The following is a 13,847-nucleotide window of genomic DNA, read 5'->3' as shown; positions in this document are numbered from 1 at the left end:
CAAAAGAGAAAATACATGAATAAATTAAGGACACTAATTGTTGATGATGAACCACTCGCATTAAAGCTGCTGAGGGTGAAGTTAGAAAAAATTCAGAGCATAGAAATTGTCGGGGAATGCAAAAATGGTCGAGAAGCCATAGCCGCAACCTTAGACTTGGCGCCTGATATCATTTTTTTAGATATCCAAATGCCCGGCTTGAATGGCTTTGACGTGGTCAAAGGATTACAAAGTGATATTTTACCTCTAATCGTATTTACTACCGCCTATGAACAATATGCACTGGACGCTTTTGATGTTCATGCGGTCGATTATATTTTGAAACCTATTGATGACGAGCGAATTATTCGCGCAGTACAAAGAGCGCAAGAACGTTTGGATGGTGTTGATGGGCAAGATAATAAGCCTCGAATTTTAGGCGCGATTGATAGTATTAATCAAACAGAAAACCCAAAACAAGCGGTTAATAAGATGCTTCCAGGTATGTTGTCCAGCAATGTTCAAGTGGAAAAAAAGGTAGTTATTAAAGACCGTGATGAAATTACTATTTTAAAACAGTCTGAAATTGAATGGATTGATGCAGCGGGTGATTACGTATGTTTACATGCCCAAGGACAAACCCACATCAAGCGCAGCACATTGAAAGAACTATTGGCTGAGTTAGACGAGAATATTTTTAAGCGGGTACATCGCTCTACTATAGTCAATTTGAACTTCATTGATAAAGTGATCCCCCACACTAAAGGTGAATTTTTCTTGTTATTAGGGGAGTTTGAAAAGATAAAAGTTAGCCGAAATTATAAGGATGCAATTAAGCATTTTTTATTGGGGGAGTAAGTTTAAATACAGTTGCGAGCTTCTAGCCACGAGTATCGAGCTAGAAGCTATGGGGCTGATGTATCTTATTTTTTACCTTTGTTAGGTTTTGAAGCCCGAGCTTTTGATTTTTTAGCTTGATAGGGCGAAGACTTGTCGTTGCTTATTTTTATCTCACTGGCTTTGTTGCTGCGACTATTTCTAGTGTTCTTCGCGACACTTTTTAATAAGCTAATGCGATTACTGACTTCAAATCCTGCTTTAACAATACGTTTAATTTTACTTCCAATAAGCCCAATACGCGCAACTGTATTTTCTTCTTCGCGGCTAACGAATGATATGGCGTAACCTTCTTTTCCTGCACGGCCTGTGCGTCCAATGCGGTGCACATAATCTTCAGGTAAATAAGGTAGGTTGTAATTGACGACATAATCCAAGCCTTGAATGTCTAAACCGCGAGCTGCTACTTCTGTGGCTATCAATACTTGTAGTTTGGCTGATTTGAAGTCGGCGATAGCACGACGACGCGCACCTTGGCTTTTGTCTGCATGGCATACTGCTGCGTCAATTTTGCTGCGCTTTAACGCGGCCATAAGTTCATCGGCTTGTTGTTTGGTGCTGGTAAATACTAAAACCTGAAACCAGTTTTGTTCTTTTAATAAGGCTTTAAACAAATCAATTTTACGAGACTCTTCCACTGGATACATAACATGTGAAACTGTTTCGGCGGTGGCATTAATTTTGGTAACTCGTAACACCTGATGATTGTTCAATAACTTATGGGATAATTCATTTACTGCGGGTGATGAAGTGGCAGAAAACAATAAGGTTTGACGTTTTTTAGCGGTGAATTTTAAGATGTTTTGTACATCGGCGATAAAACCCATATCTAACATACGGTCGGCTTCATCGAGAACCACAAACTCAGCGTTTGCTAAATTAACGTTACTGAGTTCTAAATGTTCAATTAAGCGCCCAGGAGTTGAAATCAGAATATCCACGCCATCTTTAAGTTTATTAGCCTGACCGCCCATTTTTACGCCGCCATAAAGCGCAGTAATCTTTAAAGGCAAAAATTGTGCATAGGCACCTATAGTGTTGGCGAGTTGTTCAGCTAACTCTCGAGTTGGCGTTAAAATTAAAGCTCGCGGACTACCTGATAAGGTGTCTTTAGGTTTATCTAACATTTGTTGCAAGATAGGTAATGCAAAAGCAGCAGTTTTACCTGTGCCTGTTTGAGCATTAACTAACAAGTCTTTGCCTCTGCGAGCAGGGACTATGGCTTGCTCTTGCACTGGTGTCATTTCAGTATAACCACAGACTTCGAGAGCCTGTTGGATTTCTTTGGCTAAACCTAAATTTGAAAATTTCATACTGATACTGATCCTAAGAAAGGGCAAGGGCAAAAAACGAGGACGGAATATACAGTATTTTGAGATTGTTTGTGGTTTTTATGAGCGTAAAGTCTGTTCTTTTATGATCTATTCTTCATTTGTTGACTTTGACAGAAAGTAAAAAGCCGTTAGCATGATCCACACTAAACGGCCCAGGGAGAGTGGCAGTTCACTACGCTGCCAATAATAAGTCATCAAATTAGGATGAAAAGTTCATTTTTTTAAGAAATAAAATGATTTTTGGTATAAATATGCCATATGGCATCAAATAATTAGGAATACAAATGAATACTTTGGGTGTGTGTGTTGGATTACTTTTGCTGTTAACTGCATGTGATAAAAATGAAGTGGGTGATATTTCACTAGGCGTATTTACTACTCAGGATATTAAATTGAATACTTTAGTTGACCCAATTGTCACTGGAGTGACTTGTCATGTGGCTAGCATTGAAGCGGATCTCAGTTTGTCTGACCCATCTGATAGCTCAATTGCTTGCCGGCAAACAGGTGAAATTACAACTGCCATGATTGCTGCTATAGATAAGTCTAAATCAGGTGAAGTGGTGTTTAAAAAATCAAAAAGTATTTTTTTTAAAAGTATGAAGATCCGCCGTGTGTTTGATGAACAAAGTCAAACTTTGATGTATGTGTCATATTCAACCAAAGAAACATCAGGCAGTTTTAAACATAGTCTTTCAACTGTACCTTTGTGGGGCACCAAAGCTTATCAAGCACCTATGAAACCGGGTGTTTAAATCCAAAAGTAATGGATAAACTCAAATTAGTAGCTTTGTCGGGCAGTTTGCGTAACTTGTCTTACAATAGTAGCGCACTACAAGCATTAAAAATGTTGTCTGCTAATGACGCTGATATCAATATTGTATCTCTGGGAAATTTACCGTTATTTAATCCAGAGAGAGAGAGTGACAATATCCCCTCAGTTATGGCATTAAAATCCAGTATTGAAAAAGCTGATGGATTGATTATTTCTAGTCCTGAATATGCTCATGGGATCAGTGGTGTGATGAAAAATGCCCTTGATTGGTTAGTCAGTGGAGAAGAGTTTGTGAATATACCCATAATGCTCATCAATACTTCACCTAGAGCCACCCACGCTCAGCAGATGTTAAGAGAGATAATTGTTACTATGTCTGGGAAGATTATTGAAAAATCCTCTGTGGTTATTCCACTGCTTGGTACTAGTTTGGACGAACAAGGGATTGTTATTGATAGCCAATTATCAGCTTTACTTAAAACAGGCATAGGTGAATTTTGTTCAGTAATTAATAATAATTTGCACTTTGTTAGTTCGCAAACACTAATCTCTGATTAAGATATTAGATACGATTTTAGGTTGTTATGTTTATTGATTTTATAGATTACAGAGTACACAACAATGCGTTTACTATTTTTGATTTTATTGGCCGGATATTTGATGGGATTTACAGTGGAGGCAAATAATTTAAACAACGCAGTTGATGGGGTGCTCAAAGGTTCCATACCTGTAATTCACACTGCTGAATTAGACTCGCTATTAACCAAAAATAACAAACTGGTATTATTGGATGCCCGAGAGAAAGTTGAATATGAACTCAGTCATTTACCTAGTGCTCAATGGATTGGGTATGATGAGTTTTCTCTAAAATCTGTCGCCGATATTAACAAAGACAATACAATAGTGGTGTATTGCTCCATCGGAGTGCGTAGCGAACGTATAGCTGAAAAACTCAAATCAAATGGGTTTAAAAATGTTTTGAATTTATATGGTGGGATCTTTGCTTGGGCAAATCAAAGCCGAATTCTTTTGGATAAAAACCAACTGCCTACACAAAGTGTACATGGCTATAACAAAAAGTGGGCTCAGTTACTGGAACCTCATGTGCATAGCCCTCAAGCACAATAACCAACTCTCTAAGTAAAGTGTTTTTTTAAGTTAAGCATTTTTCCGTTTACTTCATGCTCAAACCAATAAATGTAATTTTATTGAACCCAAATCGAAAATGCTACGACCTTATACCCATGCCACCTCAAAATGCGCGTTTCAGAACAACTGGGGTGCTTCAATTCAAGGCGCGTCAATGACTGAATGTCGGCCACCTTCTGAATTGGCGCAACGAAGAAGTGGAGTGCCCCAGTTGTTCCCTTTAGGGCGGGTTTTAAAGCGATTTATCCGTTGTTGGCCATTTTTGACTTAGATTACTAAGCCTACAAATAGCCGCCTAGTCTAAATCGCTTTAAACTCCCGCTGAATTCGTCATTTTGAGGTGGCATGGGTATTGATTATGAAAAGAAATAGTGAACACATTTTAACTGAATGGTTAGTGGTGAATTGCCAATTAGGTGATGCCGAAGCCTTACAGCAGCTAATGAAAATTTGGTATCCCAAGTTGTTACGCTATGCCTATCGGCAGTTGGGCGACCAGCAAAAGGCGCAAGACGCGGTACAAAATACTTTTGAAGTTGTCGCAAAAACCATTCGTAAAATAAAAGACCCAGGATCATTTGCAAAATGGGTTTACCAAATTTTGCAACATAAAGGGGTTGACATCATTCGGCAAAAGCAAAGGCAAGATAGGCTTAGTAATGAATATGTTCAATTTCAGGATTTACATACTGCCGAGCAAGCTTGTGTAAATGATGGGTCTGAAGATTTTGAGTTCGAACAATTGTTGAGTGATTTGCAACCCCAGCTTTATCAGTTGGTGCATTTACATTATCTAGAAGGATTTACCATGCTTGAAATAAGCGAAATGTTAGCTATTCCAGCAGGAACTATAAAGTCGCGCCTGCACCAAGCGAGAAAACTAATACAAAGTAATCTACAAAATAGTAAATCTAGTCAAAGTGGAGACATAAAATGAAAAATATCAATCAAAAAATACTTGAAGCTTTAAAAGATGACAAAGCCGCCCATGAATTTTCTGAAGAACAGGCCAATGGATTGCAACTAATTGGACAAAGTTTTAAAGGTACGTTTCGATTAACCTTTATTGTGGTTGTTTCTCTGCAATTGATATTTGCAGGGCTGGCCATTTATTGTGCTTATCATTTGGTGAACGAGGTAGATATAGGTGTAAAAATAAATTGGCTGGCAGGCACGTTATCAACGGTTGTGGCTTTCGCGATTGCTCGATTATGGCTTTTTATGGAACTAAACCGTTTGTCGGTAATACGTGAAATTAAACGGGTCGAGTTACAAGTTTCTTTATTGGCAGAGACTTACCAAAAGTAATATGCTTTGATTTTATAATATGTCAAAGATAAAAATAGAGAAAATATTATGGACTACAAAGAGATCCTCAAATTTTGGTTTGCCGAAATTGAACCATCAAACTGGTGGTCTAAAGATCTTCAGTTTGATGGGATGATTAACACTCGTTTTGCAAAAGTGCACCTAGCGGCAAATCGTTGTGAGTTGTGCCATTGGCGTAAAACGTCACAAGGACGTTTGGCTGAAATTATTGTTTTGGATCAGTTTTCTCGTAATATGTTTCGTGACACTGCTGCGTCTTTTGCTTCTGATCCATTAGCCTTAGCATTGGCGCAAGAAGCTATTTCTGTAGGTGCAGATGATGAGTTAAATCAAAGCCAACGAAGTTTTTTGTATATGCCATTTATGCACAGTGAGTCGCTTATTATTCATGATGTTGCTGTTGAGTTATATACAAAAAACGGCTCTCAATATTCTTTGGATTTTGAGTTAAAACACCGAGATATTATTCAAAAGTTTGGCCGTTATCCCCACAGAAACTCTATTTTAGGTCGAACATCAACAGATGCTGAGCTTGAATTTTTAACCCAAGCCAATTCTTCGTTTTAGAGGCATTGATAGCTGAATGAAAAATTACACCTTGGTTCAGGCTACTAAAGCAGACTTTGATATCCTCCTTAAATTACGCTTGATGACTATGGCTACTCATCTAGAAAATGCTGGGTTGTTTTTGTCAGAAGAGCAACATAAGGCCAGAGTATATGAGGGGTATGCACACTGTTTTCTGATCCATTGTAATCATCAAATTGTTGGAATGCTCAAATATAAAGAGCTGCCTAATAGTATTTACATTATGCAGCTACAAATTTTTCCAGCATTTCAAAATAAAGGGGTAGGGCGAAGCGTGGTGACTCAGTTAATTCAAAATAAACAGGGTAAGAATATTGAGTTAACTGTTCTCAAAGATAATCCGGCTAAAAATTTATATGAGCGCTTAGGTTTCATCATAACGGGTGAAGATGAGCATGAATATTTTATGCAACGGCTAATTAACTGAAAAACGCTCACAAAAAACAAGCTTGTGATAAAGTGATAAAAATCAATTGTCTATCATTTTATCAGTCCGCAAGTATGAAATTTATTAAGTGCATTGGGTTTATTCTGTTATGGGTTTTTACTTTATCTACTGAAGCAAAACCTGTACATGTTGCTGTGGCTGCTAATTTTGGCAATACCATGCAAAGACTAGTGACAGAGTTTGAGAAAACATCTGATTATCAAATTGCCCTATCTTTTGGTTCATCGGGAAAATTTTATGCGCAAATTAAACAAGGTGCACCTTATGAACTATTTTTTTCAGCTGATCAGGCTAAGCCCGACGCTTTGCAACATGATGGTTTAGTGATTGCTGCTAGCCGTTTTACTTATGCTATTGGCCGTCTGGCTGTGTGGAGCGCTCGCCCTGACTTTGTTAATAAAATAGAATCTACCCTAAAACAGGGGACGTTTAATAAACTGGCGATCGCCCATCCTAAATTGGCACCTTATGGAGTTGCTACTTTGGAAGTGCTCAGATATTTGGAATTAATTGATGCTACTCAGTCTAAATTAGTGAGAGGTGAAAACATTGCGCAAACCTACCAGTTTGTTAGTTCTGGTAACGCAGATTTAGGTTTTATCGCATTGTCGCAGTTGTTAGGCAAAAATAAAGTACCCCAAGGATCTTATTGGTTGGTGCCAGACGCTATGCATCATGCTATTAAGCAAGATGTTGTGTTATTACGCTCCGCTGCAAAAAGCCAAGGTGCTAAAGCATTTTTGGATTTTATGCATACCCATAAGGCTCGAAATATTATCACTGAATTTGGCTATTTAGCTCCCAATAGATTAACTATGGGGCAGGATATATGAATCTTTCTGATGGCGATATGGCGACTATTTGGTTGACGTTACGCCTTGCTACAACTGTCACCATATTATTACTGATTTTAGCCACTCCCATCGCATGGTGGTTAGCCAGAACAAACTCTTGGCTTAAAGGCCTAGTAAGCGCCTTAGTCGCTTTACCTCTAGTGCTTCCGCCAACAGTTTTAGGTTTTTACTTGTTGTTAGCCATGGGGCCAAATGGGGCGATAGGGCAGTTCACGCAAGCGCTTGGACTGGGTACTTTACCTTTTACCTTTTGGGGTCTTGTAGTGGCGTCTATGGTGTATTCCATGCCTTTTGTGGTGCAGCCTATTCAAAATGCAATTGAAGCTATTGGTAATCGACCTTTAGAAGCGGCCGCTACTCTTGGTGCCGGCCCCTTAGATAGATTTTTTACTGTAGTGTTGCCTTTAGCTAAACCGGGTTTTATGACAGCAACCATTCTTGGTTTTGCCCATACGGTAGGCGAATTTGGCATTGTATTGATGATCGGTGGCAGTATTGCTGGAGAAACCCGTGTGGTGTCTGTGCAAATATATGACCATGTAGAGGGTTTGCAATATGCTCAAGCTCATGCATTGTCGGGCGTTATGATTGTCTTTTCCTTTGTGGTGTTATTAATGCTTTATACCTTTCAGCGTAAGCGCAAAGCCGTAGGTATGACTTATGGTCGATAAGATAGAGTGTGCTAAAGGTATCCAAGCGCAATTCCAATTAAATTACCGACAATCTGCAAAAACTCACTTTGAACTAGATATTGATATTGATATCCCTGGCCAAGGTATTACCGCTATATTTGGCGGATCTGGCTCGGGTAAAACCTCCTTGTTACGCTGTATTGCAGGTCTTGAACAAAATGCTACTGGCAGTTTGATGGTGAATGATGAACTTTGGCAAGATACCTCAGTGTTTGTTGCTACCCATAAACGTAGTCTTGGTTATGTGTTTCAAGAAGCCAGTTTATTTGAACACTTAACCGCTATGGGAAATCTGCGCTACGCCATAAAACGCAGTGCTCAAACTACTAATCCAGAATTATTAACACAAGTTGTCAGCGTGATGGGGATAGAAAGTATTTTGTCACAATTTCCCCAGCAACTATCCGGTGGAGAAAAACAGCGAGTTGCAATAGCCAGAGCATTATTAAGCCAACCTAAGCTGTTGCTGATGGACGAACCCCTTGCGTCGCTCGATACTCCTCGTAAGTTAGAAATTTTGCCTTATCTAGAACGCCTACGCAGCAGTTTTAATATCCCTATTTTGTATGTCAGTCATGCTGTCGATGAAATAGTGCGGTTGGCCGATCACCTTGTGATCATGGAACAAGGGAAAGTGCTTGCCCAAGGAGGCATAACAGAACTGTTTTCAAGGGCTGATTTGCCTTTAGGTGTGAGTAATGAAGTTGGGGCTATTGTTGAGTGTAAAGTCGTAGAAAGAGATACACAATGGCACTTAATGCGAGTCGCTTTTGATGGTGGTGAACTTTGGTTACCTAATGTTGCAAACAAAGATAGTAACTCTCAAAGGATACGAGTGTTAGCGAGTGATGTAAGTCTGACCTTAACGTCTCATACTGATAGCAGTATTCTCAATGTGTTATCAGGACAAATAGCAGAAATAATCAACGACCAAGACCCAGCTATGTCATTAGTGCGGTTAAAAGTAGGAAAGAGTTATCTATTGGCTCGTCTGACTCAAAAGTCGTTGCAAAATTTAGCATTGACCTTAGGTAAGAGTGTATGGATACAAATTAAGTCAGCCGCAATAGTAAGGTAAAGGGAACTGAACGTTGAGATTTTGGAAGGCTACTTATTACCAATCCGTAGAAAAAATTGCTTTCTGAGCGAGCACTTCTTTCTATGGATTGGTATAGCTACTTACTAATCTGGATGAAAGGCTTGCGCAACCCGAGCAATCTGCTCTCTCATCCATATGTGCGCATCGTCTAAATCGGCGCTCATATGCCAATATAAGAAGTATTCAAGCTGTGGTAATTCAAACGGCAATTCGTACATCGACAAGTCATAATGTTTGGCAAGATGATAGGGTAAACAAGCAATCAAGTCGGTTTTGACTAGTGTGGAAGGTACCGTTAAAAAGTGCTGACTACGCATGACTACTTTGCGTTTTTCACCTGCTTTGTCTAACGCTACATCAATTGGTCCTGCACCGGTTTTTCTATGAGAAACGTTAATATGACCGAGTTGCAAAAATTCGTCCATGTTCATACCTTGTGATAATAAGGGATGATTTTTACGTGCCAGTACTACAAATCTGTCTTGAGCGATTTTTTGTTTACATAAATGTTGGTCGCTAAATGATGACGCATCGGCGTAAAAGTCCAAATTCCCGCTTGCCATGGCAGAAACAATATTTTTGCGTTCAATTTCGTAGTTGGTCAAAGATATTTTAGGTGCGCTTTTTTGTAGCGCCCCTAGAAGACGAGGAATAACGCTAACTTCAAGTAAATCTCTACAAGCGAAGTTAAAGGTTTTTTCTGCTTTAAGAGGATCGAAAATATGACTTTCTTGCACACTTCTTCGCAATAATCCTAAGGCTTCTCGGGCAGGTCCAATGATATTTTGTGCCACGGGGGTGGGGGTCATGCTGTGCCCCGTTCGGACAAACAAAGGATCGTTGAGCATTTCTCGCAAACGGGCTAAGGAGTTGCTGACTGCTGGTTGAGTGATACACAACACGTCTGCGGCTTTAGTTAAGCTACCTGCAGTGTAAATAGCATCAAATACAGCAAATAAATTTAAGTCAATACGGTGTAAATTCATAATTATTCCTATACAACTAATCTGTGAATAGGATACGTTATTTATTAGTTAAATCAATGTTTAGCTATAGTTAATATTCATTACATTGATATATCAAAACTTGATAAACTTATGTTATCTGAAATAAAAGGGTCAATCTTATGAATAAAAAACTATTAGAACTATCAACAGGTGAGCAGCTTCCAGTGGGTGATTGGATTACCATTTCACAAGCAGATATTGATATGTTTGCTAAAGCGACTAATGATCATCAATGGATACATGTGGACCCCGAGCGTTGTGAAAAAGAGAGTCCATTTGCAACAACTATTGCACATGGTTATTTAACCGTAACCTTAATGCCAAATTCGCTGTATCAATCGATTCAAGCGGATCCTGTTTACAAGTCGTTGTTGAATTACGGTGTAGACAAAATTAGATTTATTGAGCCAGTTAGAGTGAATGACAAGATTAGATTTGTTTCAACATTGCTTAAAACCGAGCAAAAATCTTCTGGCAAATTGTTTTATTTTGAAACGACTGCTGAGATAGAGGGCAGAAACAAACCAGCCATGAAAGGTGTATTTTTAACGCTATTGGTAGGAGCAGCATAAGAAATTTAAACTCTGAATATGAATACCAGTAATTATAATCGAACCGTCGCTTACAATTACTGGTCAGACCATATAACTTATCAATGCCTACATATAAATAACATTATATTTACATAATGTGCCCATCATCCTACTATCACCATTAGGTGTCTAAAATTTTGTTTATCAGACACTTAGCGAAAAATAATATTATTGGAATTAAATAGCTTGATTATAAAGTTTGTTATTAAGCGTAATCCGTCCTATCGATGGTTATTTAATATCTGATAGCTCACCTAAATGGGGACACATGATGAAGATGAAAACAAAATTAACTACTTTGGCTGTGGCAATTTCTGCACAGTTATTGGCATCGAGCGGTATGGCTATTGCTCAGGAGCAAGAAGTTAAAGAAGATAAAAATATCGAATTAATTATGGTGACAGGGAGTTTTGTGAGGCGCAGTGAAAACTACGAGTCGCCGTCTCCCATGGCCGTGCTTGATAGCGTAAATATTGATTCTATTGGGGCTAAGAGTATTGCTGATATCACTCAATCGCTTACGATTAATACCGGCTCTGAAAATACTCCTGATGCATTTACACAAAATGCGACAGCAGGTACATCAAATATTAATTTACGTGGCCTAGGTGTTGCTTCAACACTGGTACTGCTTAATAACAAACGACAGGTAACTAACGCACAACCAACTAATGAAGGCTTGAACTTTGTTGATACAAGTTCATTGGTGCCTATGATTGCGATTGATCGCATGGAAGTTATTAAGGATGGAGCCTCTGCATTATACGGTTCAGACGCTGTTGCAGGTGTTGTTAACTTTATTACTCGCCGTGATTATGATGGTGCCAAATTCACGCTTGATTATCAAGACGGAGCTTACGGCGACAATAGTGAATATAATATACAGGGCCTTTGGGGCGCTAATGGTGATAATGGCAACGTGATGGCAGCGCTGAGTTATACCAATCGTTCACCATTATTTATAAGTGATAGACGCTTGTCTCGACCTCAAGATGACAGCAGTAATTTGGGGAATCCAGGTTCATTCTTTGGTGCTCCAGGGGTGCCTGCAGGAGTTCCAGTTCTTGACCCAACAGGTTGTGCGGAATTCGGCGGCGTAGTTAATGATCTTGGTCTTGGTATCCCTGGCATTGGTCTATGTCAATTTGACTTTGGCCCAGGTTATTCTTATGTACCTAAAGAAACACGTCTAAATGTCTATTTCAGTGGCAGCTATGATTTTGACAATGATGTGTCTTGGACCACAGAAATAAGCCTTGCACGTAATCGTGCTGAGCGTGGCGGAGCACCTAGTTTTCCAATCCTAACTGGTCCTGTTGTGCCAGCAACTCATCCAAATAACGTGTTTGGTGCACCAGTTGTGTTTTTCGGCCGTGCTGAAGGAAATGGTTATGATGCTGATCCGGCAAACACCGAGTCGGATACGTTCAGATTTAATACTATGCTAACCGGTGAACTTGACGATGGTTTCTGGGAGTTAAGTTATACCAATGCAAGTAATGATTTCTTGTTTAAGGTTGAAGATGTTATTAAAGACAAATTTACCCTTGCATTGAATGGTTTAGGTGGCCGTGGTTGTGATCCTATTTCAGGTGTGCCAGGCGAAGGATTGTGTGAATATTTCAATCCATTTGCTACATCGTTCACAACATCGCCTAATTCTCAAAATGTTATTGATTCATTCTCTGGCGAAGAAGTCATTGATTCAAATGCAGATCTTGAGGTGCTAGAAGGCTTTGCTTCAATTAATGTGTTCGAAATGGATGGCGGAACTGCCGGTATTGCGTTTGGTGCTCAGTATAGAAAAGAGCAGCTTAGCCAAGATTACGACGCATTAGCTAATGAAGATGCCTTTACATTCGTTATTGGTAACCCTGATCTCGAAGGTAGTTTGGACGTAATTGCAGCGTTTGCTGAACTTGCATTGCCTGTTAGCGATACACTTGATGTACAACTAGCGTTGCGTTACGAAGACTACGGCGGCGCGATTGGCGACACTCTTGATCATAAAGTTGCATTTAACTACCGTGCAACTGATGATTTTTCAGTAAGGGCATCGCTGTCATCTTCATTTAGAGCGCCTTCAATATTTATGCGTAACGGTGGTGCAACAAGTTTACAACAGTTATCAGATCCTTTAATCAGCGGCGGTAATGCTTTTGCTGCAGTAAGAACATCAGGTAATGAAGATCTAACTCCTGAAGAATCTGATGCTTACAACATTGGTTTCTCACTTGAGCCAGTAGAAGACTGGTCAATTGAAGTCGATTATTGGAACTTTGATTTTAAGAACTTGATTATTCAAGAGAATGCACAAGCTATCTTAAATGCTAATCCTAATGATACAACTCGTTTAATCCGTGCAGGGGATCCTGAGACAGGCCCTCTAGTTGGTGTTAACAATACCTACGTTAATGCAAGTTCGTTAACCACGTCTGGGATTGATTTTGTAACTAGTTACAAAATTGAGACCGATAATTTGGGCTCATTTACACCAAACATTACGGGGACATACATCACAGCGTATGACTTAGATGACCCGCAAGCAGGTAAAGTTGATGGTGCAGGACGACGTAACTTTTCAAACATCGGTGTATCTACACCTGAGTTACGGGCAAACTTTAGTTTGGGTTGGCAGATGGAAGCTTACAGCGCAAATTTATTTGCACGCTACGTGAGCTCATATGATGATGATCAAAACTGTACTGATGGAACATGTCTAGAAATTGATAGTCATGTTACCTATGATGCACAGTTTAACGTTAATTTATCTGCATTGTTTGATACAAAAACAGAGTACGTATTAACAGTTGGTGGGGTAAATATCACTGATGAAGATCCACCTCAGGTATTTACTAACAGTGGTTTTGATTCTAAGGTTCATGACCCTAGAGGCCGTCAAATTTATGCTCGCATAGCTGTTGAGTTTTAATTAGGGCCTAGCATTTGACTAATGCTTCAAGTTAGACATTATCCTCGGCTAGTCCGGGGATTTTTTTTTGTAAACAACTTATTCCGTATTGCCTATTTGTAATTATCTACTACCCCTTTTATTTATCCTTTGAATGGAGGAGGATTATTGCCTTATCAGTATTACAGGAAA

15 protein-coding genes are annotated in these 13,847 nt (G+C 39.3%); 13 read left to right on the top strand and 2 right to left on the bottom strand.

Annotated features, from left to right (window positions below; translation table 11 throughout):
- The first annotated feature begins 15 nt into the window (after positions 1 to 15).
- The gene (locus tag GARC_RS11190) at positions 16 to 837 is read left to right on the top strand and encodes a LytR/AlgR family response regulator transcription factor (RefSeq protein WP_007619972.1); all 822 of its coding nucleotides are present in this window, start codon (positions 16 to 18) and stop codon (positions 835 to 837) included.
- 65 nt (positions 838 to 902) lie between these two features.
- On the opposite strand, the gene GARC_RS11185 is transcribed toward GARC_RS11190, so the two are convergent.
- A complete protein-coding gene (locus GARC_RS11185; RefSeq protein WP_007619970.1) occupies positions 903 to 2,189 on the bottom strand; it encodes a DEAD/DEAH box helicase in 1,287 nt (428 codons plus the stop codon).
- A 305-nt stretch (positions 2,190 to 2,494) separates the two neighbouring features.
- Between GARC_RS11185 and GARC_RS11180 the strand changes: the two genes are divergently transcribed.
- From GARC_RS11180 to modC, 10 genes are all read left to right on the top strand, one after another.
- On the top strand, positions 2,495 to 2,965 hold the full coding sequence (locus GARC_RS11180) for a CreA family protein (protein ID WP_007619968.1): 471 nt from the start codon (positions 2,495 to 2,497) through the stop codon (positions 2,963 to 2,965).
- Positions 2,966 to 2,976: 11 nt separating this feature from the next.
- Positions 2,977 to 3,543 (top strand): NADPH-dependent FMN reductase, encoded by a 567-nt coding sequence (locus GARC_RS11175; protein WP_007619967.1) that lies wholly within the window; start codon positions 2,977 to 2,979, stop codon positions 3,541 to 3,543.
- Positions 3,544 to 3,606: 63 nt separating this feature from the next.
- Complete coding sequence (locus tag GARC_RS11170) at positions 3,607 to 4,113, top strand: rhodanese-like domain-containing protein (protein ID WP_007619966.1); 507 nt, start codon at positions 3,607 to 3,609, stop codon at positions 4,111 to 4,113.
- 379 nt (positions 4,114 to 4,492) lie between these two features.
- Entirely contained in the window at positions 4,493 to 5,071 is a 579-nt protein-coding gene (locus GARC_RS26330; protein ID WP_007619965.1) for an RNA polymerase sigma factor, read from the top strand.
- Entirely contained in the window at positions 5,068 to 5,442 is a 375-nt protein-coding gene (locus GARC_RS11155) for a DUF6768 family protein (RefSeq protein WP_007619960.1), read from the top strand. The genes GARC_RS26330 and GARC_RS11155 overlap by 4 nt, the downstream gene beginning before the upstream one ends.
- Positions 5,443 to 5,490: 48 nt before the next feature.
- Positions 5,491 to 6,030 carry a DUF924 family protein gene (locus tag GARC_RS11150; protein ID WP_007619958.1) on the top strand — a complete coding sequence of 180 codons (540 nt, stop codon included), beginning with the start codon at positions 5,491 to 5,493 and terminating at the stop codon, positions 6,028 to 6,030.
- 16 nt (positions 6,031 to 6,046) lie between these two features.
- Entirely contained in the window at positions 6,047 to 6,478 is a 432-nt protein-coding gene (locus tag GARC_RS11145; RefSeq protein WP_007619956.1) for a GNAT family N-acetyltransferase, read from the top strand.
- A gap of 74 nt (positions 6,479 to 6,552) precedes the next feature.
- On the top strand, positions 6,553 to 7,332 hold the full coding sequence (modA, locus tag GARC_RS11140) for a molybdate ABC transporter substrate-binding protein (protein ID WP_007619954.1): 780 nt from the start codon (positions 6,553 to 6,555) through the stop codon (positions 7,330 to 7,332).
- Positions 7,329 to 8,024 carry a molybdate ABC transporter permease subunit gene (modB, locus tag GARC_RS11135; protein ID WP_007619951.1) on the top strand — a complete coding sequence of 232 codons (696 nt, stop codon included), beginning with the start codon at positions 7,329 to 7,331 and terminating at the stop codon, positions 8,022 to 8,024. The genes modA and modB overlap by 4 nt, the downstream gene beginning before the upstream one ends.
- Positions 8,014 to 9,123 (top strand): molybdenum ABC transporter ATP-binding protein, encoded by a 1,110-nt coding sequence (gene modC / locus GARC_RS11130; protein ID WP_007619950.1) that lies wholly within the window; start codon positions 8,014 to 8,016, stop codon positions 9,121 to 9,123. Before modB ends, modC begins: the two co-directional genes overlap by 11 nt.
- A gap of 104 nt (positions 9,124 to 9,227) precedes the next feature.
- Here the strand turns inward: modC and GARC_RS11125 are convergent, their stop codons facing one another.
- The gene (locus GARC_RS11125) at positions 9,228 to 10,130 is read right to left on the bottom strand and encodes a LysR family transcriptional regulator (RefSeq protein WP_007619948.1); all 903 of its coding nucleotides are present in this window, start codon (positions 10,128 to 10,130) and stop codon (positions 9,228 to 9,230) included.
- Between the two features lie 140 nt (positions 10,131 to 10,270).
- On the opposite strand from GARC_RS11125, the gene GARC_RS11120 reads away from it, so the two are divergent.
- Positions 10,271 to 10,723 carry a MaoC family dehydratase gene (locus GARC_RS11120; RefSeq protein ID WP_007619943.1) on the top strand — a complete coding sequence of 151 codons (453 nt, stop codon included), beginning with the start codon at positions 10,271 to 10,273 and terminating at the stop codon, positions 10,721 to 10,723.
- 292 nt (positions 10,724 to 11,015) lie between these two features.
- Complete coding sequence (locus tag GARC_RS11115) at positions 11,016 to 13,676, top strand: TonB-dependent receptor domain-containing protein (protein WP_039989383.1); 2,661 nt, start codon at positions 11,016 to 11,018, stop codon at positions 13,674 to 13,676.
- Positions 13,677 to 13,847: the final 171 nt, after the last annotated feature.

The sequence above is a fragment of the Paraglaciecola arctica BSs20135 genome (assembly GCF_000314995.1).
GTDB classification, from domain to species: Bacteria; Pseudomonadota; Gammaproteobacteria; order Enterobacterales; family Alteromonadaceae; genus Paraglaciecola; species Paraglaciecola arctica.
The sequence above is the reverse complement of the archived record's forward strand: the minus strand, read 5'-3'. Positions and strand labels throughout refer to the sequence as shown.

Bases quoted from the DNA above. Each gene is read 5' to 3' on its own strand.
- GARC_RS11190 (WP_007619972.1), top strand. From the start codon at position 16: ATGAATAAATTAAGGACACTAATTGTTGATGATGAACCACTCGCATTA.
- GARC_RS11185 (WP_007619970.1), bottom strand. From the start codon at position 2,189: ATGAAATTTTCAAATTTAGGTTTAGCCAAAGAAATCCAACAGGCTCTC.
- GARC_RS11180 (WP_007619968.1), top strand. From the start codon at position 2,495: ATGAATACTTTGGGTGTGTGTGTTGGATTACTTTTGCTGTTAACTGCA.
- GARC_RS11175 (WP_007619967.1), top strand. From the start codon at position 2,977: ATGGATAAACTCAAATTAGTAGCTTTGTCGGGCAGTTTGCGTAACTTG.
- GARC_RS11170 (WP_007619966.1), top strand. From the start codon at position 3,607: ATGCGTTTACTATTTTTGATTTTATTGGCCGGATATTTGATGGGATTT.
- GARC_RS26330 (WP_007619965.1), top strand. From the start codon at position 4,493: ATGAAAAGAAATAGTGAACACATTTTAACTGAATGGTTAGTGGTGAAT.
- GARC_RS11155 (WP_007619960.1), top strand. From the start codon at position 5,068: ATGAAAAATATCAATCAAAAAATACTTGAAGCTTTAAAAGATGACAAA.
- GARC_RS11150 (WP_007619958.1), top strand. From the start codon at position 5,491: ATGGACTACAAAGAGATCCTCAAATTTTGGTTTGCCGAAATTGAACCA.
- GARC_RS11145 (WP_007619956.1), top strand. From the start codon at position 6,047: ATGAAAAATTACACCTTGGTTCAGGCTACTAAAGCAGACTTTGATATC.
- modA (WP_007619954.1), top strand. From the start codon at position 6,553: ATGAAATTTATTAAGTGCATTGGGTTTATTCTGTTATGGGTTTTTACT.
- modB (WP_007619951.1), top strand. From the start codon at position 7,329: ATGAATCTTTCTGATGGCGATATGGCGACTATTTGGTTGACGTTACGC.
- modC (WP_007619950.1), top strand. From the start codon at position 8,014: ATGGTCGATAAGATAGAGTGTGCTAAAGGTATCCAAGCGCAATTCCAA.
- GARC_RS11125 (WP_007619948.1), bottom strand. From the start codon at position 10,130: ATGAATTTACACCGTATTGACTTAAATTTATTTGCTGTATTTGATGCT.
- GARC_RS11120 (WP_007619943.1), top strand. From the start codon at position 10,271: ATGAATAAAAAACTATTAGAACTATCAACAGGTGAGCAGCTTCCAGTG.
- GARC_RS11115 (WP_039989383.1), top strand. From the start codon at position 11,016: ATGAAGATGAAAACAAAATTAACTACTTTGGCTGTGGCAATTTCTGCA.